Origin of the sequence: Bradyrhizobium sp. (assembly GCF_027451485.1) — a bacterium.
Classification (GTDB): domain Bacteria; phylum Pseudomonadota; class Alphaproteobacteria; order Rhizobiales; family Xanthobacteraceae; genus Bradyrhizobium.
Map to the genome: position 1 here is coordinate 36,860 of NZ_DAIDJE010000175.1, position 20,195 is coordinate 57,054.

At 61.3% G+C, this 20,195-nt stretch carries 17 protein-coding genes; 14 read left to right on the forward strand and 3 right to left on the reverse strand.

All coding sequences use genetic code 11. From position 1 onward, the window contains the following. Positions 1 to 59: 59 nt before the first annotated feature. On the reverse strand, positions 60 to 2,261 hold the full coding sequence (locus NEZ08_RS21250; protein WP_298111374.1) for an amylo-alpha-1,6-glucosidase: 2,202 nt from the start codon (positions 2,259 to 2,261) through the stop codon (positions 60 to 62). Positions 2,262 to 2,502: 241 nt separating this feature from the next. Beyond that, positions 2,503 to 4,266 (reverse strand): ABC transporter ATP-binding protein, encoded by a 1,764-nt coding sequence (locus NEZ08_RS21255; protein WP_298111376.1) that lies wholly within the window; start codon positions 4,264 to 4,266, stop codon positions 2,503 to 2,505. A 278-nt stretch (positions 4,267 to 4,544) separates the two neighbouring features. Between NEZ08_RS21255 and NEZ08_RS21260 the strand changes: the two genes are divergently transcribed. From NEZ08_RS21260 to soxA, 13 genes are all read left to right on the forward strand, one after another. Then, on the forward strand, positions 4,545 to 5,612 hold the full coding sequence (locus NEZ08_RS21260) for a glycosyltransferase family 4 protein (RefSeq protein ID WP_298111378.1): 1,068 nt from the start codon (positions 4,545 to 4,547) through the stop codon (positions 5,610 to 5,612). Positions 5,613 to 5,856: 244 nt separating this feature from the next. Continuing rightward, positions 5,857 to 7,104, forward strand: a complete 1,248-nt coding sequence (locus NEZ08_RS21265) for an ABC transporter substrate-binding protein (protein WP_298111380.1) — start codon at positions 5,857 to 5,859, stop codon at positions 7,102 to 7,104. Positions 7,105 to 7,119: 15 nt separating this feature from the next. Continuing rightward, the gene (locus tag NEZ08_RS21270; protein ID WP_298111382.1) at positions 7,120 to 7,989 is read left to right on the forward strand and encodes a branched-chain amino acid ABC transporter permease; all 870 of its coding nucleotides are present in this window, start codon (positions 7,120 to 7,122) and stop codon (positions 7,987 to 7,989) included. Continuing rightward, positions 7,986 to 8,969, forward strand: coding sequence for a branched-chain amino acid ABC transporter permease (locus NEZ08_RS21275; protein ID WP_298111384.1), 984 nt, complete (start codon positions 7,986 to 7,988; stop codon positions 8,967 to 8,969). Before NEZ08_RS21270 ends, NEZ08_RS21275 begins: the two co-directional genes overlap by 4 nt. 11 nt (positions 8,970 to 8,980) lie before the next feature. Then, positions 8,981 to 9,727, forward strand: coding sequence for an ABC transporter ATP-binding protein (locus NEZ08_RS21280; RefSeq protein ID WP_298111386.1), 747 nt, complete (start codon positions 8,981 to 8,983; stop codon positions 9,725 to 9,727). Next, the gene (locus tag NEZ08_RS21285) at positions 9,720 to 10,424 is read left to right on the forward strand and encodes an ABC transporter ATP-binding protein (protein ID WP_298111388.1); all 705 of its coding nucleotides are present in this window, start codon (positions 9,720 to 9,722) and stop codon (positions 10,422 to 10,424) included. Before NEZ08_RS21280 ends, NEZ08_RS21285 begins: the two co-directional genes overlap by 8 nt. An 894-nt stretch (positions 10,425 to 11,318) precedes the next feature. Beyond that, complete coding sequence (locus tag NEZ08_RS21290) at positions 11,319 to 11,768, forward strand: (2Fe-2S)-binding protein (RefSeq protein WP_298111391.1); 450 nt, start codon at positions 11,319 to 11,321, stop codon at positions 11,766 to 11,768. A gap of 19 nt (positions 11,769 to 11,787) precedes the next feature. Next, positions 11,788 to 13,977, forward strand: a complete 2,190-nt coding sequence (locus tag NEZ08_RS21295; protein WP_298111442.1) for a molybdopterin cofactor-binding domain-containing protein — start codon at positions 11,788 to 11,790, stop codon at positions 13,975 to 13,977. 214 nt (positions 13,978 to 14,191) lie between these two features. Beyond that, positions 14,192 to 15,478: an NAD(P)/FAD-dependent oxidoreductase gene (locus NEZ08_RS21300; RefSeq protein ID WP_298111393.1), complete on the forward strand. Its 1,287-nt coding sequence runs from the start codon at positions 14,192 to 14,194 to the stop codon at positions 15,476 to 15,478. Positions 15,479 to 15,485: 7 nt separating this feature from the next. After that, positions 15,486 to 15,926 carry a sulfur oxidation c-type cytochrome SoxX gene (soxX, locus tag NEZ08_RS21305; protein WP_298111444.1) on the forward strand — a complete coding sequence of 147 codons (441 nt, stop codon included), beginning with the start codon at positions 15,486 to 15,488 and terminating at the stop codon, positions 15,924 to 15,926. A 128-nt stretch (positions 15,927 to 16,054) separates the two neighbouring features. Then, on the forward strand, positions 16,055 to 16,531 hold the full coding sequence (locus NEZ08_RS21310; protein ID WP_298111396.1) for a SoxY-related AACIE arm protein: 477 nt from the start codon (positions 16,055 to 16,057) through the stop codon (positions 16,529 to 16,531). Beyond that, a complete protein-coding gene (gene soxZ / locus NEZ08_RS21315; protein WP_298111398.1) occupies positions 16,531 to 16,851 on the forward strand; it encodes a thiosulfate oxidation carrier complex protein SoxZ in 321 nt (106 codons plus the stop codon). Before NEZ08_RS21310 ends, soxZ begins: the two co-directional genes overlap by 1 nt. Further along, positions 16,848 to 17,639: a sulfur oxidation c-type cytochrome SoxA gene (gene soxA / locus NEZ08_RS21320; protein ID WP_298111401.1), complete on the forward strand. Its 792-nt coding sequence runs from the start codon at positions 16,848 to 16,850 to the stop codon at positions 17,637 to 17,639. The genes soxZ and soxA overlap by 4 nt, the downstream gene beginning before the upstream one ends. A gap of 50 nt (positions 17,640 to 17,689) precedes the next feature. On the opposite strand, the gene NEZ08_RS21325 is transcribed toward soxA, so the two are convergent. After that, entirely contained in the window at positions 17,690 to 19,042 is a 1,353-nt protein-coding gene (locus NEZ08_RS21325; protein WP_298111403.1) for an MmgE/PrpD family protein, read from the reverse strand. Positions 19,043 to 19,177: 135 nt separating this feature from the next. Here NEZ08_RS21325 and NEZ08_RS21330 point away from each other — a divergent pair, with 135 nt between their 5' ends. Beyond that, on the forward strand, positions 19,178 to 20,164 hold the full coding sequence (locus tag NEZ08_RS21330) for a tripartite tricarboxylate transporter substrate binding protein (RefSeq protein WP_298111406.1): 987 nt from the start codon (positions 19,178 to 19,180) through the stop codon (positions 20,162 to 20,164). Positions 20,165 to 20,195: the final 31 nt, after the last annotated feature.

The window sequence follows — 20,195 nt, forward strand, 5'->3', positions numbered from 1 at the left end:
GGAAGCGGCGGTTCGCAATCCGCCGCAGCCGGTCAGAGCCGTCCACTGCCTTTGCAAGATCAGCGGGAAAGCACGATAGAAACCTGAATCTTGCCTCGCGTCCTCATCACCTCGAGCGACACTTCATCGCCATGCCGCCTGAGCCGAAGGTCGGCACTCGAGGCTCCCAGCTCCAGATCACGTAGAACGATTTCGTTGAGGAAAACCGGCAGGCGCGGGTTGCGCAGGCGGATTTCTCCCTGGTCGGCGTCGAATTCCAGTCCGAGCGCGGCCTCAAGCAAGGTGAACGGAGTCGCGCTCGCCCAGGCTTGCGGCGCACATGCGACCGGATAGAGCGTCGGCCCGCGCCCCTTCTCGCGGCGAAAACCGCAAAACAGTTCGGGCAACCGGCGCAAATCCATGTAAGTCGCTGCATCAAACAGCGCCTTGAACACTTGCTCGACCGAATGTTTGAGCCCGTAGCGCGCGAGGCCGAGTGCGATCAATGCGTTGTCATGCGGCCAGATCGATCCGTCGTGATAAGACATCGGATTGTAGCGTGCTTCGCCCTGGGCGACGGTGCGAATGCCCCAGCCGGTAAAAAAACTGGGCTGCATCAATCCGGCAGCGACCAGGCGAGCGCGATCCTCGCGCACAATGCCCGTGAAAAGAAGCTGCCCGGCATTCGATGTGCGGACACGACACTGCTTTTTCTCGCCGTCGAGCGCCAGCGCATAGGTGGAAAGTTCGTCGCACCAGAACGTGTTCTCAAACCTTTCGGCAAGCTGCGCGGCTTCGCTCTCGAGCTGCCGCGCCCGTTCAAATAATCCCATTCGTTTGGCGCATCGAGCCGCCAGCCGCTTTGCCGCAAAGACGTAGCCCTGCACCTCGGCGAGCGCGATGTAACCTTCCGCCAGCTGGCCATCTGCGTGGAAGATCGCATCGAAAGAATCTTTCCAGCCCTGATTGGCAAGCCCCTGTTCCGAGGCGCGCTGATATTCGACAAAGCCATCCCTGTCCGGATCACCGGCGCCATCGATCCACTGCAAGCCAGCTTCGATGGCCGGCCACAGTTCGGCGAGGGTAGCGCCATCACCCGTACGTTCGACGTAAAGGCCGGCCAGAAGCACAAACAAGGGCGTTGCATCGACGCTGCCGTAATACTGTGCAAACGGCACCTCCCGAAGGGCCGCCATTTCACCGCCGCGCATTTCATGCAGAATCTTTCCCGGTGCGGCGTCGGCGAGCGGATCGACACTCTTTGCCTGATACCGGGCCAGCCGCTTCAACACGCCGCGAGCCACGCGCGGATCGATCCATAGCATCTGAAGCGCTGTGATAATCCCGTCACGTCCGAACGTCGTCGAATACCAGGGAATTCCTGCATATGGATACCGGCCCTCCGGTGTGTCCGTCATCAAGATGTTCAGGTCGGCCATCGAGCGGCACAGCACTTCATTGAAGATATTGTTCGAGGTTTCGATACTGGCAGCACCCCTCGTCTGCTGGCGCATCTCCCGGCGATGCGCCAACAGGCCGCGAAAGAACGGAACTGGCTTCGAAGCCCCGGGCTTGTTGCAGGACGCAATCACAAACAGGGACTGCATCTGCTTCGGCGCGAGCTCGAGGTGGTAAGTTGCCGCATTCGCGGTGAGACGCGTGGGCTCGGGATCGAGCTGAAGCGCCGTGGAGCGCGAAGCACCGTCCAATCCAGTATATTCGAGGAGAACGTCGGAAGGGCTGAGTAGTTTTCCGGAGGCAACGCCGCGCCGTTCACGCCGTTCGCCGCGCACCTCGAACAGATCGGCGAAATCATTGCCGAACAGCAGCGTCAGGTCGAAGCTTGCAACATGCTCACCATGATTCTGCACACCGATGCGCTGATACGCGGCGCCCCGCCAAAGAAAGATGGTGCGAACAATGTGCAGCATGTCTTTCCGAAGGACATTGCGCCCCTGACGATAGACGTCTGGATTGGTCAGATCCACCGTCAGCGCTGAATTGTCATCGCGGAGGTTTGAGCCCAGAAGCAGCGGCTGGACATCATCCAATACCAGTTCGAGCCGCGCCAGATAGCGGGTATCCAAATTGAACAGGCCGTCCGGCCCGCCCGCGGAGGCGCCAATATCGCCATGACAGTCGAGTACGATGAACGTATCGTCATGTTTGAGCGAACGTCGCGCCCGAGCCGCAGGCCCGGTCATCGGAATGTAGAATGGCGATTCTTCGACCGTTTCCGTTATCCGCAATGTGGCGACGCTGGTGACGGCTTCCGCTGACATGTGACCTCGCTTGAATTGGCAGCGACAGACTTGCGCAACGCCCCTAATGTCCGAGTTTCGACATTCGTAGTCTTTCGACGCGAGCCCCTTTACGAATGTCAGAGCCGAGGGACATTACCGAATATTGGTTTTTGTGGTGCGGCTTTCGCTCCGACGCTCCGTTGAAGCAATCGCGGCAACGTCCCAAGCTTTAAGAAACTCAGTGTCGCCACACCCAATGCTGCAGGTCGGGCGGTGCAGCTCAGGCCGCGTGCTTTGCGAGTCGCCTCATTTCCTGCGTTACCAATTCGCGGTAGGGTCCCTGTCCCTGCATCAGACGATCTGGCGATCCGTCTTCGATGATCTTGCCGGCCTTGAGAACGACAACGCGATCGAAATGGCGCAGTGTTGCAAGGCGATGAGCGATCGCAATAACGGTTCGTCCGCGCATCAGGCGGGAAAGCGCCTCGCGGATGGCCTCCTCGGATTCGCTGTCGAGCGATGCAGTGGCTTCATCCAGCAGCAGGATCGGGGCATCTTTCAGGAAGGCGCGCGCAATAGCGATCCGCTGCCGCTGACCTCCGGACAATTTGACGCCCCGGTCGCCGACCATTGTTTCGAGGCCTTCCGGAAGCGTTTCGACAAAATCGCAACGCGCTGCGATCGCTGCGCGCAGCACTTCGTCGTCGGTTGCGTTCGGCCGTCCATAGCGGATATTTTCCAGGATCGAGCGGTGGAACAGCGAAATGTCCTGCGGCACGACTGAGATTGCTTCGCGCAGGCTTTGCTGCGTGACGCGCGAGATATCTTGACCGTCGATCGTGATGCTTCCCTGCTGGACGTCGTAAAATCGCTGCAACAGGACGAACAGGGTGGACTTTCCACCTCCGGATTGGCCCACCAGCCCCACCCGCTGACCGGGCTGGATCCGCAGACTGAACCTGTCGAAGACCGTCGCTCCGCCCGGATAATGAAAGGAGATATTGTTGAAGGTGATAGCTGCGCCACTCTTCACAAGGGGCTCGGCTTCCGGATGGTCGCAGAGCTCATGCGGAAGTAGCAAGGTGGCGAGCGCCTCGGTCAACCGCGCAACATGCTGCGTGACATCGACCAGCGCGACTGCAAGATCGCGCGTGGCACTGAGAATCGAAATACCGAGCGTGCACACCAGAACGACATCGCCGGTTGTCGCAGTGCCGCTTTGCCAAAGCGTGATCGCCCAAGCAAGAATCGCGACGGTCAGTGCAACGGTCACCGCCGCATGGATGAACCGGAGCTTTTCCAGATATCGAAGGCTGCGGCCGCGCGCCGTAAGCTCCCTCTTCACGGTGGCGTCGAAACGCTCATGTTCGAAGCTCAGCCCGCAAAATGCCCGCACCAAAGGCATGTTATTGATCACATCGACCATCTCGCCATCGACGGCTGCGGCTTTGTCCGCGAAATCGTCATGCAGCGGTTTTCCCGCAGCAGCGAGCCGAAACATTGCCACAACCATTCCGCCTGCGATGATGACCAGAACCGCGGACATCTGCCAGCTTACCGTTCCGATCAGGCTGATAGCGGCGACTGTCGCTATACAGGGCGGCAGGACATTCCAGATGAACATGTTTTCGACGGAAAAGACCGCATTGGAGGTCGCAGTGATACGGCTTGTCAGCATTCCCGGAAGCCGGTCCGAAAAATAGCTCGGCGCGTGCCCGGTCAAGTGGCGAAACATGTCCCGCCTGAGATCGCCGGTAACCCCGACAAACGTAAAGCTCGCAATCCAGCCAGCAACTCGCCACAAAAAATTGTCGGCGGCAATCAACGAAATCAACAAGGCAAACGCGACCCACACGGTACCGGCGTTGGACGGTCCGCCCGAGAGACCATCGACCAGAAACTTCACGCCGTACTGGGTGCCTACGGAACAGGCGACCGCAGCAACTACAGCCGACAGGATGAAACTGTGCGAGGCAGGCCTTTGACGAAGATAGCGCAGCACAAAAGCGAACGGGCGATGGGCGTAGCCTGAGAGGTTGTCCATGTGCTGCAAGACCCTTTTCGAATTCTTTTAGGCCCGATGACGAGGCCCGGTTTTTCTTTCAGCCGATGGAATGCCGCACACCGCTTTGCGGTTCCCGCCCCGCTGTTGTCGCGCACAGCAGTTCTCACCATCAGGTGCACCGAGAACGATGTTTCCGATGAAAGAAGTACGCACCTTTCTGGAACCTCGCAAATGCGAAAACGTTCCCCTCCCGGCGCCGTCGCGTCGGGCTGCTGAGTGGGGCTGTTCATCATGACATTGAGAAGAGGGAGAGATAGATGCGCATCGCGCAAGTAGCTCCGCTGACGGAGGCGGTTCCACCCAGGCTGTATGGCGGAACCGAGCGGGTGGTACACTGGCTGACGGAGGAGCTTGTCGCGCTTGGGAACGATGTAACGCTATTTGCAAGTGGCGATTCTCAGACATCTGCGAAACTCGATGCGACCTGGCCGCGGGCACTTCGCCTGGATGGGTCCGTCCGTGACCCGAACGCACTTCACATGGTGATGTTGGAGCGGGTTCGGCAAAAATGTGACGATGAAGAGTTCGACTTTCTCCACTTTCATCTCGACTATTACCCGTTCTCGCTGTTCCTTCGTCAGCCGACGCCGTTCGTGACGACGCTCCACGGGAGGCTGGATTTGCCGGAGCACCAGCCGGTCTTCAACACGTTCTCGTCCGTTCCGGTAATTTCGATTTCTAACGCGCAGCGGCGTCCGGCCCCGCAGGCGAACTGGCTCCGCACCATCCACCATGGACTGCCGGAGAACTTGCTGATGCCCCGGCCGGCCAGGCCTTCCTATCTCAGCGTACTTGGCCGGATCGCGCCGGAAAAGGGTGTCGATCGCGCAATCAGGATTGCTATCCGATGCGGCATCCCCTTGAAGATCGCCGCCAAAGTCGACCGGGCCGATCAGGAATATTATGACGAGGTGGTGCGCCCCATGATGGACCACCCCCTCGTCGAATACATCGGCGAGATCGGCGACCATGAGAAATCGGATTTCCTGAGCGGCTCGCTCGGCTTGCTCGTTCCGATCGACTGGCCGGAGCCGTTTGGGCTTGTCATGATCGAGGCGATGGCCTGCGGAACGCCGGTGGTTGCCTTCAACCGCGGCTCCGTCCCGGAGATCATTGATGAAGGCCTGACCGGATTCATCGTGGAGGACGAGATCAGTGCGGTCGCTGCGGTTGCAAGCCTGCCGCAACTCGATCGCAGCAATATACGCAAGCAGTTCGAGACCCGGTTCACCGCAAAGCGGATGGCGCTGGATTACCTGGCTGCTTACAGCAGCCTGATGGAAGTCAGTGAGCCGCGGATCAAGCTTGTCAGCAGCGCTGAATAAGGCGATCTCGCAGGATACTGCGGGCCTTCCAAGCAACGACGCGTTTTCCGGTATATCGTTCAGCGAAGTGGCTTGGCGTCGTAGGACGCCAAGCCACGCGGTAAAATTGCGTGTCGTATTGTAAACAATATTGAATGCGGTTACCTTCCCTTGATACGCGGCCGCATCGCGAAAGAAAGCCGCGAAGACAGAAAACATAAGGCGGCGGACTGCCGCAGCCGAAAGAAATGGGGAGGAAGTAACGATGGCGAAGGCGCGCAAGGATTCCGCCTGCAAGATCACCAATCAGGCTTCATCCGGGCGGGCGAGCCGACGTCAGTTCATCGTCAGAACAGGCGGCCTGCTCGCAGCCGGCGCGTTCGGCGCGGTGCCGTTGCGCGGCTGGGCTGCCGATCCTGTCAACATTGGCGCGCTTTACCCGACAACCGGCAGCATGGCGCAGATCGGCGTCGGCTGCGTCGCCGCCGCAAAACTCGCAGTCGACATGGTCAACGAGGCTGGCGGCATCAAGTCGCTCGGTGGCGCTAAACTCAACCTGATCATTTCCGACGTGCAAAGTGACACCACGGTGACACGGACCGAGACCGACCGGCTGATCACCGGCAACAAGCTTTCCGCAATTCACGGATGCTATGCCAGCGCCCTTACGCTCATCGCGAGCGAGGTCGCCGAGCGCGCCAAGGTTCCGCTGATCACGGGATCGAGTTCGGATCAGCTCAACAAGGGTCGTACCTACACCTTTACTCCCTTCGCACGCGCCTCGCAGTTTGCCCGCGCGCAATTGCAAATGTCCAAACTCGTCAGCGACAAGCCGAAGGTCGCGGTGATTTTTGAGAACACCGCATTCGGGACCTCGACCTCGAACGGACTGAAAGAGCTTGCTCCTTCGGAAGGCGTCGAGATCGTAATGTTCGAGCCTTACTCGGCCGGCTTCACCGACGCGAGCCCGCTGATCAACAAGGTCAAGTCCTCCGGCGCCAATACGCTGTTCTCGGTTTCCTACCTGAACGACCTCATCCTGATCGTGCGCACGGTCAAGCAGTTCGGCCTCAATATCTCGATCAACGGCGGCTCGGGCGGATTTGTCATTCCCGACTTCTACAAGAATGTCGGCAAGCTCGCCGAAGGCTTGCAGGGTGTCGCCCACTGGAACCACGACGTCAGTGAAGACGCCCAGAAGGTGAATGCCGAGTTCAAGAAGCGCACCGGCGACTTCCTGTTCGAATATGCCGGCGGGCTGGTCGCGCAGACCTTCATGCTTGCCGACGCCCTGGAGCGTGCCGCCTCCCCCGATCCGCAAAAGGTGCGGGCGGCACTTTCCACGCTCGACGTCTCCTCGGGTTACGCGGCGATGGCGCCGGGCGGCAAGGTGAAGTTCGGTCCGGACGGCAAGAACATCTACGGCCACCCCGTCGGCGTGCAGTGGCAGCACGGCGATCTCGCCAGCATCTTCCCGAAGGAAGACGCCCGCGCGCCGATGATGAAAATCTAAAGCCGGCTTCACTCCATGTTTGAGACAGTGGCCCAGGCCGTCATCAACGGCCTGCTTATCGGCGGGATTTATGCGCTCGTCAGCATCGGCGTCACGCTGATCTTCGGCGTCGTCAAGATTGTCAACTTCGCCCAGGGCGAATTCGTGATGATCGGGATGTATATCAGCTTCTTTCTTGCCCATCAGTACGGCATCGATCCCCTGCTTTCGCTCTTCGTCACCATGCCGGTGCTGTTCGTGGCCGGCGTGCTGATCCAGCACTTCCTGATCCGCAGGGTGCTGGGACCGAACGACATGCCGCAGATCTTCCTGACGTTTGCGCTCTCGCTCCTGCTGCTGAACCTGGCGCTGATGCTGTTCACTGCGAATTACCGCACCGTTCATACTTCCTATTCCGATGAAGCCTTTCACGTCGGCGGGCTCTACATTCCGGAGGCCAAGCTGATTGCCTTTGGCGTGGCGATGCTGTTGAGCGGTCTGCTCTGGCTGTTCCTCCACACGACCGACCTCGGGAAAGCCATGCGCGCGGCCTCGCAAAACCGCGACGTCGCCATGCTGATGGGGATCAATCCCAATCGCGTCTTCTGCGTCGCGCTCGGGATCGCGCTGGCGCTGGCGGGTGCCGCCGGGTCGCTCCTGATGCCGTTCTATTCCGCCTATCCCTTCGTCGGGCAAGTGTTCGTGCTGATGGCCTTTGTCGCCGTCGTGCTCGGAACGCTCGGCAACGTGATGGGCGCTCTCGTCGCGAGCCTGATGATGGGCATCGCCGAATCGCTTGGCATTCAATTCGTCGGCGCCGACTCCGGCCAGATCGTGGTGTTCGGGATGCTTTTGCTCACGCTCGCTTTCAAACCGACCGGCCTCGGCGGAGGTCGCGCCCGATGACGCACAAAACGCGCAGCGTGATCCTCCTGACGGTCGGGATCGCGGTTTTGGTCGCCTTGCCCGTGGTGGTGAAGAGCTCGTTTGCGATCGACATCTTCATCCGGATCCTGCTGTTCTCCTTTATCGGCACGGCCTGGAACCTGATGGGCGGTTATGCCAAGCAGCTCTCGCTGGGGCACGCCGCCTACTTCGGATTGGGCGCCTATACGTCGACAATTCTCGAGATCAACTACAATGTCTCGCCGTGGATCGGCATGGTTGCCGGCGGCGCGGTCGCGGCGTTGGCAAGCCTGCCGATCGGCTGGCTGTGCTTCCGCCTGCGTGGCCCCTATTTCACCATCGCGACCATCGCAACGGCGCAAGCCCTGATGCTGATCTTCCTCAAATTCCGCGATTTCGCCTGGGGCGCCGAGGGCACGACGATCCCCAATCTCGGCGCCGCGCCGCTGATGATGCAGTTCGAGAACAAGGGCTCCTACTATTACGTCGTGCTCGGCCTGCTCTTGCTTGGACTGCTGATCACCTGGCTGATCGAGCGGTCGTGGGTGGGTAACTACCTGGTCGCCATCGGCGAGGACGAAGATGCCGCCGAAGCGATCGGCGTCAACGCCCCGAAAATGAAGCGTGACATCTACATGATCAGCGCATTTCTCACCGCGCTCGCGGGCACGTTCTATACCCAGTACATCTACTTCATCGATCCCGCGACCGCGTTTTCCTTCAACATCTCGATCGAAGCCGCTCTGGTGGCGATCGTCGGCGGCATCGGCACGCTGTGGGGACCGCTGATCGGCACGGTCCTGCTGGAAACCACCTCGACCCTCCTGCAAAGCTGGCTCGGGAGTTCGATCGGCGGCATTCAGCTCACTGTCTACAGCCTGATCCTGATGGCCGTGATTCTCTGGCGCCCGACCGGCCTGATGGGCATGATCGAGGAACTCCGTCAACGCCATGCCGGCCGCGCGCCGGCGCGAGCGTAAGGATAAAGTCCATGGCAGATGCGCTCGTCATCTCCGGCCTCAGCAAGCGGTTCGGCGGCCTGCGCGCCGTCCAGGATGTCAGCTTCACCGTGAAGGAAAACGAAACCGTCGCCCTGATCGGCCCCAACGGCGCCGGCAAGACCACGAGCTTTCATCTCATCACCGGATTTCATCGCCCCGATTCCGGATCGGTAAAGGCCTTTGGCCGCGAGATTGTCGGCCTGAGACCGCATAATATCTGCGCGCACGGACTGGCCCGCACCTTCCAGGTCGCAAAGCCGTTCGGCGCCATGACGGTGCTCAGCAACGTCATGACCGGCGCTTTCCTGCGCGACAAGAACACGGCCGTTGCCCGCGAGAAGGCGCGCGAGGCCATCGACTTCGTCGGCCTTTCGCCTAAGGAGCAGACGCCGGCCAAGGATCTGACCACAATCGACCAGCGCCGGCTGGAAATGGCGCGCGCGCTCGCCACCGAGCCCAGGATTCTCCTGCTTGACGAGGTCATGGCCGGGCTCAATCCGGCGGAGATCGACCAGGCGGTCGCGCTGGTCGGCAAGCTCTCCAGCAAGGGCCTCACCATCGTCATCGTCGAGCACGTGATGCGCGCGATCATGGCGGTGGCCCGTCATATCGTCGTGCTGGATCACGGGCAGAAGATTGCGGAAGGTTCACCGAAGGAAATCGTCGAAAACCCGGAAGTCGTCCGCGCCTATCTCGGCTCCTACGCGCATCCACCGGCTGGAGGCGCAATTGCTTAAGCTCGAAAATGTCAGTGCCAGTTATGGTTCGGTGCCGGCGATCGCCAATGTCTCGATCGAGATCGGCAAGGGCGAGGCCGTCGGGCTGCTCGGCGCAAACGGCGCGGGCAAGAGCACGACGCTGCGGGCGATTTCCGGCCTGGTCAAACTGACCTCGGGCACGGTCACCTTCGACGGCGTCGACCTCGCATCGTATCCGCCGCACAGGATCCCGGAATTCGGCATCGCCCACGTGCCGGAAGGCCGCCAGATCTTTCCGGAAATGACCGTGCACGAAAACCTCGAGATCGGCTCTTACGTGCCGAAGGCCAAGGCCGAGCGCCGGCAAACGCTTGAACTGGTCTATGGCATCTTCCCCCGGCTCGCCGAGCGGAAGAAACAGCTCGCCGGCACCATGAGCGGCGGCGAGCAGCAGATGCTGGCGGTCGGCCGCGGGCTGATGCTCCGGCCCCGCCTGTTGATGCTGGACGAGCCTTCGCTCGGCCTTGCGCCCGTCATGACCGACGTGACGTTCGAGAAGATCGGCGAGATCCACAAGATAGGCACCGCAATCCTCCTCGTGGAGCAGAACGTCAGCCGCGCGCTGTCGCTGGTCGAGCGCGCCTATGTGCTGGAAAGCGGCAACGTCATCATGAGCGGCACGAGCGCCGAGCTCGTCAACAACAAGCAGGTGCAGGCGGCGTATCTCGGGATTTGACAGCATAAGCTTTCCAAGTCGTCCCCGCGGAAGCGCGGAGCCGGGCGTCTCCTGACCAAGAGGATCTCCCGCCAGTTGCTCCGACGTTATCCCGTGGAGCATCGCGTCCAGCATCCCGTGGAGCATCGCGTCCAGCGAGGCGTCTCGAAGGATGGGATTCATCGACACAGTTCCGCGATCTCGCGGCGTGATCCGCCCGAGTCTTGCAAGTCCTTTTGCCCGGTTAAGGGCGCAAGGAATGCCGGGCGCCAAGCGCGCCCGCAGCCTTGTGTGCAAAGGTAGAAAGCACACAAGTTAGTCACCGCAGGTGGCGCCGGAAACGTCCGGCATTCCCCGCGCGATGGTCTTACGGCTTATTCCACGCTCTTCCCGGCGATCGGGCGTTCTTGTCGCCGTCACCAGTGCGATGCGTCAGCATCGTCACCAGCTTGACGTCAGCGTCGAGACGTCAGAACCACGTGGCTTCGTCGTACGCTTCGCCTGCATTCGTCCGCTGCACCAAAGCGTCCATCGCATCCCGCCTCGCGTCCGTGACGATCGCGAGCCGCCCCTTTGTAAGGCGGGACGGCGCGGCTTGTAGAGATGATTTGCCCGACTGGTAAAACGGAAAATATTTTCGAGCAGGACTGGACAGATAGAATCGAATTGAATGGTTTCGACAAATTGGATTTTGCGCGCGCCTGAGAAAGAGACCTCGCGAAGAATGGTCCTTTCACCGCAGGGCTGATCCCACGACAATAGGCGGCCCGAAACCTGGCGGACCGCGCAATCGGCAGTCCTTCCAAACCCGTTTATTCCATTAGCTTTACGCAGAATATTGATTTGAACTGCCTCGGATTCCGGGCCAAGTTATCGACCGTTCAATTGATGAATTGAACCAACCAGGGGATCGCGATGGCAAACCTCACAATAAACGGAAAAACATTCAACGTCGACGTCGAGCCGGATACGCCGCTCTTGTGGGTGATCCGCGAGAATGTCGGCCTGACCGGCACGAAATACGGTTGCGGCATTGCACAATGCGGCGCCTGCACGGTTCATATCGACGGCGTGGCAATGCGCTCCTGCGGCGTCACCGTCAGCGATGCCGTCGGCAAGCAGATCACCACGATCGAAGGACTGGCAGGCAACGGAGCCCTGCACAAGGTGCAGCAGGCCTGGATCGACAACGACGTGCCTCAGTGCGGCTATTGCCAGAGCGGCATGATCATGGCGGTGGCGGCGCTTCTGAAAGAGAAGCCCAAGCCGACCGACCAGGACATCAACGAGGCCATCACCAACATCTGCCGCTGCGGCACCTTCCAGCAGGTGCGGGAAGCGATTCACGCTGTCGCGAACGCCTGAGGAGGTCATCATGAATCATATGCCAAGACTTGATACTCCAAGGCTCAACCGTCGCGCTTTCGTCATCGGCAGCGCCGCGCTCGGCTCCGGCCTCGCGGTGGGTCTTGATCTTCCCGCCGGCGGTCCCACGGTGGCGCGTGCCGCCGACGGCTCGCCCGAAGTGGATGCCTGGGTCGTGATCCGGCCCGACGATACCGTTGTCATCCGTATTGCCCGCTCCGAAATGGGCCAGGGATCGCTCACCGGTCTTGCCCAGCTCGTTGCCGAAGAACTGGAATGCGACTGGTCGAAGGTCACGACTGAATATCCCACCCCCGGCGAGAACGTCGCCCGCAAGCGCGTTTGGGGCGACTTCTCCACCGGTGGCAGCCGCGGCATCCGCGCCTCGCAGGATTATGTCCGCAAGGGCGGCGCCACGGCGCGCATGATGCTGATCCAGGCCGCCGCGAACGAATGGAAGGTGCAGCCTTCCGAATGCACGGCCGCCAACAGCGTCATCACCCATACGCCATCCGGGCGGACGACGACTTTCGGCAAGGTTGCCGAGGCCGCCGCTAAACTCTCCCCGCCGACCGAGGTCAAGCTGAAGGATCCGAAGGACTGGAAGCTGATCGGAAAGGGCGTCAAGCGGCTCGACACCGCCGACAAGACCACCGGCAAGATGATCTACAGCATCGACGTCAAGCTGCCGGGAATGCTCAACGCCGCGATCAAGCAATGTCCGGTGTTCGGCGGCACGCTGAAGAGCTACGACCAAGCCAAGATTGCCAACATGAAGGGCGTGAAGAAGGTCGTGAAAGTCGGCGACAACGCGATCGCCGTGGTCGCCGATACCTGGTGGCACGCCAAGACGGCACTGGATGCCCTGCCGATCGTCTGGGATGAAGGTCCCAACGCAAAGGTCTCAAGCGCATCGATCGCCAAGTGGCTTGACGAAGGTTTCGACCCCTCGCAGCCCGTCTATGTCGGCAACGAAAACGGCGACGTGAAGTCCGCACTCGCGAGCGCCGCCAAGAAGGTCGAGGCGGTCTACACGTATCCTTACCAGAACCATGCGACGATGGAGCCGCTCAACGCAACGGCCCTCTATACACCGGACAAATGCGAGGTCTGGTGCGGCACCCAGAACGGCGAGGCTGCTTTCGCGGCAGCAGTGGAAGTCTCGGGATTACCTGCCTCAAAGTGCGACGTCTACAAGCAGATGCTCGGTGGCGGCTTCGGCCGCAAGGGCAACACCGACTATGTGCGTCAGGCTGTCGCCATCGCCAAGGAGATGCCGGGCACGCCGATCAAGCTGTTGTGGTCGCGCGAAGAAGACATGCAGCACGGCGCCTATCATCCGGTCACTCATTGCAAGCTGACGGCGGGCTTCGACGCCAACAACAACCTCACCGCATTGCATATGCGGATATCCGGGCAATCGATCCTGTTCAGCTTGCGGCCTGCGGCCCTGGTCAACGGCAAGGACCCGGTCACCTTCCAGGGCCTCAACGCGAGTGGGGAAGCGGCGTTCGGCTATTCGGTGCCCAATCTTCTGATCGAGCACTCGATGCGCAACCCGCCCGTTCCGCCGGGCTTCTGGCGCGGCGTCAACGTCAACCACAACGCGATCTATGTCGAATGCTTCATGGACGAGCTCGCGCATGCGGTTAACCAGGATCCGCTCGAATTCCGCCGCAAGCTGATGGCCAATAACCCGAAGCACCTGGCCGTGCTCAACGCGGTGGCGGAAAAGATCGGCTGGGGCAAGCCAGCGCCGCAAGGCATCTACCGCGGTCTCGCCCATTTCATGGGCTTCGGCAGTTACGTCGCAGGTGCTGCCGAAATCTCGGTCGTCGACGGCAACAAGATCAAGATCCATCGCATCGTAGGCGCCACCGATCCGGGCTTTGCCGTCAACCCCGCCCAGATCGACCGCCAGGTCGCCGGCTCGTTTGTCTATGGACTGTCGGGCCTGTTCTACGGCGGCTGCACCGTCAAGGACGGCCGCATCGAACAGGCGAATTTCGACACCTACAATTCGATGCGGATTGCCGAAATGCCGAAAGTGGAATCCGTCATCATGCCAAGCGGCAGCGGGACCTGGGGCGGCGTCGGCGAGCCGACGATTTGCGTGGCGGCGCCAGCGGTGTTGAACGCGTATTTCGCAGCGACCGGAAAACGAATTCGTTCGGTGCCGCTGCGGGATCAGAACATCACCTTCGCTTGAAATCTGAGGCGTCGGCTTGGTGGCCGCCGCCCTTTCCTCGGATCGTGTGGATGGACAAGCTGCGGCCTGATGTCCCTTTGGTTCTGACATTCGTATGGTGTTGCCCCGAGAGTTTTTACGAATGTCAGAACCAAAGGGACACCCGCGAATATAGGTTTCCAATGCGGATTTGGAATTGACATTCGCTATGAGAACTCGCGGCGATACTGTGCGAATGTCAAATCCACCGCGCTGGCTGGCGACGCGCAGACATGTCGTACGCGGGCTGGCTGCGGCAGCAACTTCGGTTGCGTTGCCCTGCCCGTCTTTTGCCCAATCGGCCGCACGCGTCGTCGTCATCGGAGGCGGCTTCGGCGGCGCGAGTTGCGCGCGCGCCTTGCGGAAGATCAATCCCCGCCTGCACGTCACGCTCATTGAGCCGAATCGCGTCTTCACCGCCTGCCCCTTCAGCAATGAGGTGATCGCCGGACTGCGCGACATCGCCGCGCAGCAATTCACCTATGACAAGATCGCGGCCGACGGGGTGAGCGTCGTCGCGCAGGCCGCCGCCGGAGTCGATGCGCAGGCAAGGACAGTCAGCCTTGCCGACGGCACGTCACTCCCCTACGACCGACTTGTGCTGGCGCCCGGCATCGATATGCGGTTTGGCGTATTGGCCGGCTATGACGAGGCGGCAGCCGAAAAAATGCCGCACGCCTGGAAGGCCGGCGGGCAGACCGTGCTGCTGCGGCGTCAGCTCGAGGCGATGGAAGATGGCGGCGTTGTCGCGCTCGCGGTCCCGGCAACCCCCTATCGATGTCCGCCCGCGCCATACGAGCGGGCGAGCCTGATCGCCTATTACCTGAAGGCGAAAAAGCCGCGTTCGAAGATTCTCATCCTTGACGCCAAGGACATCTTTTCGCAGCAACGGTTGTTCGAGAAGGCCTGGAAGCAATTCTATCCCGGCATGATCGAACGCATCCCGCTGTCGCAAGGCGGCCGCGTCGTTTCGGTCGAGCCTGCGACCAATAAGCTGGTCACCGATTTCGGCGATCACGAGGTTCAGGTCGCCAATGTCATCCCGCCGCAAAAAGCCGGTAACATCGCGCACATCGCCGGCGCAGCCGACAAGACCGGCTGGTGTCCGATCGACGCCGCGACATTTGCCTCGAAGCTCGTAGCCAACATTCATGTCATTGGCGATGCGGTGATCGGCGGCAACGCTCCGAAGTCCGCGTCCGCCGCGTATGCGGAAGGCAAGGCCTGCGCCGCCGTGGTGGCGAGCCTGATCGCCGGAACGGCTCCCGAACGGCCGACGATCGAAGGCACCTGCTACAACATCGCGGCGCCCGGCTATGGCTTTTCGCAGTCCGGCAATTACCAGCCGCGGGACGATATGTTCATCGAGCTGCTTGGATCTGCCTTCACAAGCCCGGCCAATGCGCCGGACGAGCTTCGCCGGCGCGAAGCGGAACAGGCGAAGACCTGGTTCAAGACCATTACGGTGGAAACCTTTGGCTAGGTTGGCCATTCCTTTGGTCGGAAGCTGCCTCGCAGCCGCGCTGCTGTTGCCGCGCGTGGCCGTCGGAGAGGAACTAAAGTCCTATACCACCACCGGCGATGCCATTGTGGAATCACTAACCGGCGCGACCGGTGATCCGGCGCGTGGCCGCAAGCTTGTCGTGGAGCGCACCAACACATGTATTCTGTGCCACAGCGGTCCGTTTCCCGAGGAAAAGTTCCAGGGCGACCTCGCGCCCAATCTTTCGGGTGTCGGCAGCCGCTGGTCGGTCGGGCAGCTCCGGCTCCGGCTGGTCGACGCCTCCCGCATCAATCCGGGGACGATCATGCCGTCTTACTACCGGGTGGACGGCCTCGATCGGGTGGCGAACGCCTTTCGCGGCAAGCCGATCCTGTCGGCCGAGCAGATTGAGGACATCGTGGCGTATCTGGCGACGCTGCGCGAATAGGAAAGCACCGTGCGGCGAGCTCGGAGGCCGTACGGAAAACTGGTAGTTGCAAGAGCTCCTTTGATTCCGAAGTTCGCATCAGAGGTCGCCACGTTAGCTTGCGAACTTGCGAATCGGAGCTCGATGGGATGCGAAGACAACCAGTCCCTACCCGCCGCCGCTTTCTTGGCCTCGCCGCCGGCGCGATCGGTGCGTTGCCGGCGGCCATCAGCGTGCGCCCTGCCGAAGCCACACCCGAAATGATGGCGACCGCGATCCGCGCCGTCACAGGCGGTGCGCCGGTCCAGACCGGCAAGGTCAAGCTCGACATTCCGCCGCTCGTGGAGAACGGCAACAGCGTGCCGATGACGGTGAGCGTGACAAGTGCGATGACGGCGAACGACTACGTCAAGAGCATCCACGTCTTCAACGAAAAAAATCCGCAGCCCAATCTCGGCAACTTCTATCTCAAGCCGAACGCAGGCCGTGCCCAGGTTTCCACCCGTGTGCGGCTCGCCGACAGCCAGAAGATCACCGCGATTGCCAAGCTTTCCGACGGCTCGTTCTGGTCGACCACCGCCGATGTGGTGGTGACGCTGGCGGCCTGCACCGAGGACGTGATCTGATGACCGCCGCCTTGATCAACGTCCCCAAGAAGGCGAAGGCCGGCGACATCATCGAAATCAAGGCGCTGACGTCGCACGTGATGGAGACCGGCTATCGCCACACCGCAACCGGCGAAGTGATCCCTCGCGACATCATCACGAGCTTCACCTGCCGCTTCGAAGGGGACGAAGTTTTCCGCGCCGATTTCTTCCCCGCGACCGCAGCCAACCCGTTCATCTCGTTTTTCACGAACGCGAGCAAAAGCGGAAAATTTGATTTCGAATGGATCGGCGACAACGGTTTTTCCCAGACCGCCTCGGCCAGCATCACCGTCGAATGAAGGCGACCGCAACCATAGTCCTGACCTCGCTGCTGATCGTAGCCGGCATCGTCCCTCGCCCGCTGATCGCAACCGAAATCCCCGCCTCGGAGCGCCGATCCGGCTACACCTTCATGGGTGCGGAAACCAGGGCGATGCAGGATGACGATACGACCAATCCCGGCATGTTGGGCGTGCTTGACGGCGAAGCGCTGTGGAACCGCAAGGCGGGCTCGGCCGGCAAGTCCTGCGCCGGTTGCCATCAGGATGCGAAGGTCACCATGAAGGGCGTGGCGGCGCGTTATCCAGCCTACGACAAGGAGCTCAGCCGTCCCGTCAACCTCGAACAACGCATCAATCTCTGCCGGACGCGGCATCAGCAAGCCGAACCGCTTGCTTACGAGAAGCACGAACTGCTTGCCTTGACCACATACGTTGCAGAGCAGTCCCGCGGCATGCCGATTACGCCAGACCCGACACCCGAGCTTCAGCCGTTCGTGGCGAAGGGACGCGATCTCTTCATGCACCGGCAGGGGCAGCTCAACATCGCCTGCACCAACTGCCACGACGACAACTGGGACAAGCATTTGGCCGGTGCTGCGATCACCCAGGCCATGCCGACGGGTTATCCGATCTACCGGCTGGACTGGCAATCGCTGGGGTCGCTGGAGCGGCGATTGCGCAATTGCATCACCGGCCAGCGCGCCCAGAACTACGATTACGGCGCAGTGGAACTGGTGGAGCTCGAGCTTTATCTGATGGCGCGCGCGCGCGGCATGCCGATCGAGACACCGGCCGTGCGGCCTTAGAGCGTGATGCGGAGCGCGAACTGCGAGCGGCTTTCCGGAAAGGATCACGCTCAAATCAACTGCTGCGGCACCGACAGAGTCACCAGCTTCGAAACATCCGCGCTCGTCTCGACGCGCCAGATCGCGTCGATCAACGGTGTCGCGTCATAATGCGTATCCCACAGGGTTGCCGCGGCGCGCAGTTTTGCTTCGAGATCGGAATCGGAAAGCGGATTGGCATCGCTGCCGCGCGCGGCGGATTGCTCAAGCCTGAAGACCTGTCCATCCGCGATGGTGATGTCCACCGATGCCGCCACCGTTGAAAATCGCTCGTCGCGCAGCACCTCGACCCTGGCCCGCAACGCCAGTACTTCCGGGTCTCGGACACAGGCATCGGTAAATTGATCGAGCCCGGCCTGCCCTTTGAGGAGTGCGGCGGCAACCGCGTGCTGCACGCTGACCTGCGCTTCGCGGCCGGTCGACACGTTGGGCCGGTCGGCGCGAACGCTGAGCAGCGGATTGCCGCGCACCACGACGCGCGTCACATCTGCTGCCGGATGATCGCGCCGCCAGTCCAACACGCAATCGAGCACGGGGTGAATCACAAAGCCGCACGGGTAAGGCTTGTACGACGTCGCCATGATTTCCCAGCTATCGCCCCAGCGGCCGGTGATGCGGGACAAGTCGGCTTGTTCGGCCAGCGCATGATAAAAGCCTTGCACGCCTGCGAGCGGCTCGGCCGGCCCGTCATATCCTTGCTCGGCCAGCAAGGCCGACCAGAGGCCGTTGCGCGCGGCGTTGCCGACGCTCACGCTTTTTGCCGGCGTTCCCAGGCACTCACACAGCCCGGCCGATTGGCTGGCGGCAATGCCGAGTGCCCACACCATCTGCCGCTCATTCAGTCCCAGCAGCTTGCCGGTCGCAGTCGCCGCGCCAAACACCCCGCAGGTCGAGGTGATGTGCCATCCCCTGTTGTAATGACTTGGCGAGATCGCAAGGCCGATCCGGGCCTGCACTTCGTTGCCGAGAATAACGGCCAGCAGCAGATCGCGGCCGCTGACCCGCCGCAATCCGGCATAGGAAAACAGCGCGCCGGCGACCGGTGCGGTCGGATGGATGACAGTCGCCGTATGTGTATCGCAGAAGTCATCGACATTGGCTCCGGCCGCATTGAGAAAGGCGGCGCTCAGCGCGTCGATCCGCTCCGTGCGCCCGATCACGGACACGTGGCGCCCGCCGGAGAACTCCAGAAGCGATCGCAGTGCGATTTCGATCGGATGCGAGCGGCAACCTGCAAGCGTGACTGCGAAGAAATTGACCAGGGATCGTCTGGCCTGGTGCGCAACCTCCGGAGGGATGTCTTCCCATCGCGTCGCAACAATGTGGCCTGCGAGGCTCGCCGTGACGCCGGGCTTCTGCAGCATTCCGTTTCCCCCATTTTTTTCCGGTGCGAGCATCGCAGGGTGACCAAAAAGCGCAACCAACGGACGGTGGACCGGCTATGAAATTTTGCCCTATGTTATCAAGACAAACGAGCAACAAGAAACTGCCGGGGGCCCATGTCCATTCGTTCGACGTATTTTTCGCTTTGCTCGCTTGTTTTCGTCATCGGCACCGCTCTGTTGGGAAGCGCGGCCGGGGCCGACGACTTTCCCTCGCATCCCATTCGCCTGATCGTGCCCTATGCCGCCGGTGGGTCCGCCGACGCGACGGCACGCGTGATCGCCAGGCAGATCGGCAAAATGACCGGACAAACCATCGTGGTGGAAAACCGCGGCGGCAGCGCCGCGATCGTCGGCACCGAGGTCGTCAAGAATGCCGACCCGGACGGCTATACGCTGCTGCTCGGGCAATCCGGGCCGATCTCGATCAACCCGGCGGTCTACAGGAATCTGCCCTACGATCCCGTAAAGGACTTTGCGCCGGTCTCACTGACGAGCACCTATCCCTACATCATGGTCGTGAATCGCTCGCTCGGCGTGAAGACGGTCCAGGAGTTCGTGGCGCTCGCCAAGAGCAAGCCGGGCGCGCTGAATTACGGCACGACCGGCGTCGGTGCGTCCAACCATCTGCTCACCGAGCTGTTCGACCTGAAAGCCGGGATCAAGATGACGCACATCCCCTATCGTGGCACCGCACTTGCCGTAGCCGATCTCGTCGCCGGCCAGGTGCAGGTGGTGTTCTCCGATCCGATCTCGGCGCTTCAGCTCGTGAAATCAGGCACGCTGGTCGCGCTGGCGGTGACCAGCAAGGACCGATCGCCCATCGCACCCGAGGTGCCGACAATCGCCGAGAGTGGTTATCCCGGCTTCGATGCAGTTGGCTGGCACGGCATTCTCGCGCCCGCCAGGACGCCGCCCGCAATCGTCGCCAAGCTCAATACCGAAATCGTGCAGGCACTGAAGAATCCGGAAACAAAGTCTCTGCTCGGGAGCCAGGCCATTCAGGTCGTCGGCAGTTCTCCCAAAGAGTTTGCCGGCTATATCGAGCGGGATCTGGCGCTCTGGAAGGACGTGGCTGAGCAGGCCAAGATAGAAGTGAAGTAGCCGCCTCTCGTCACGCGAGATCGGCCGCCGG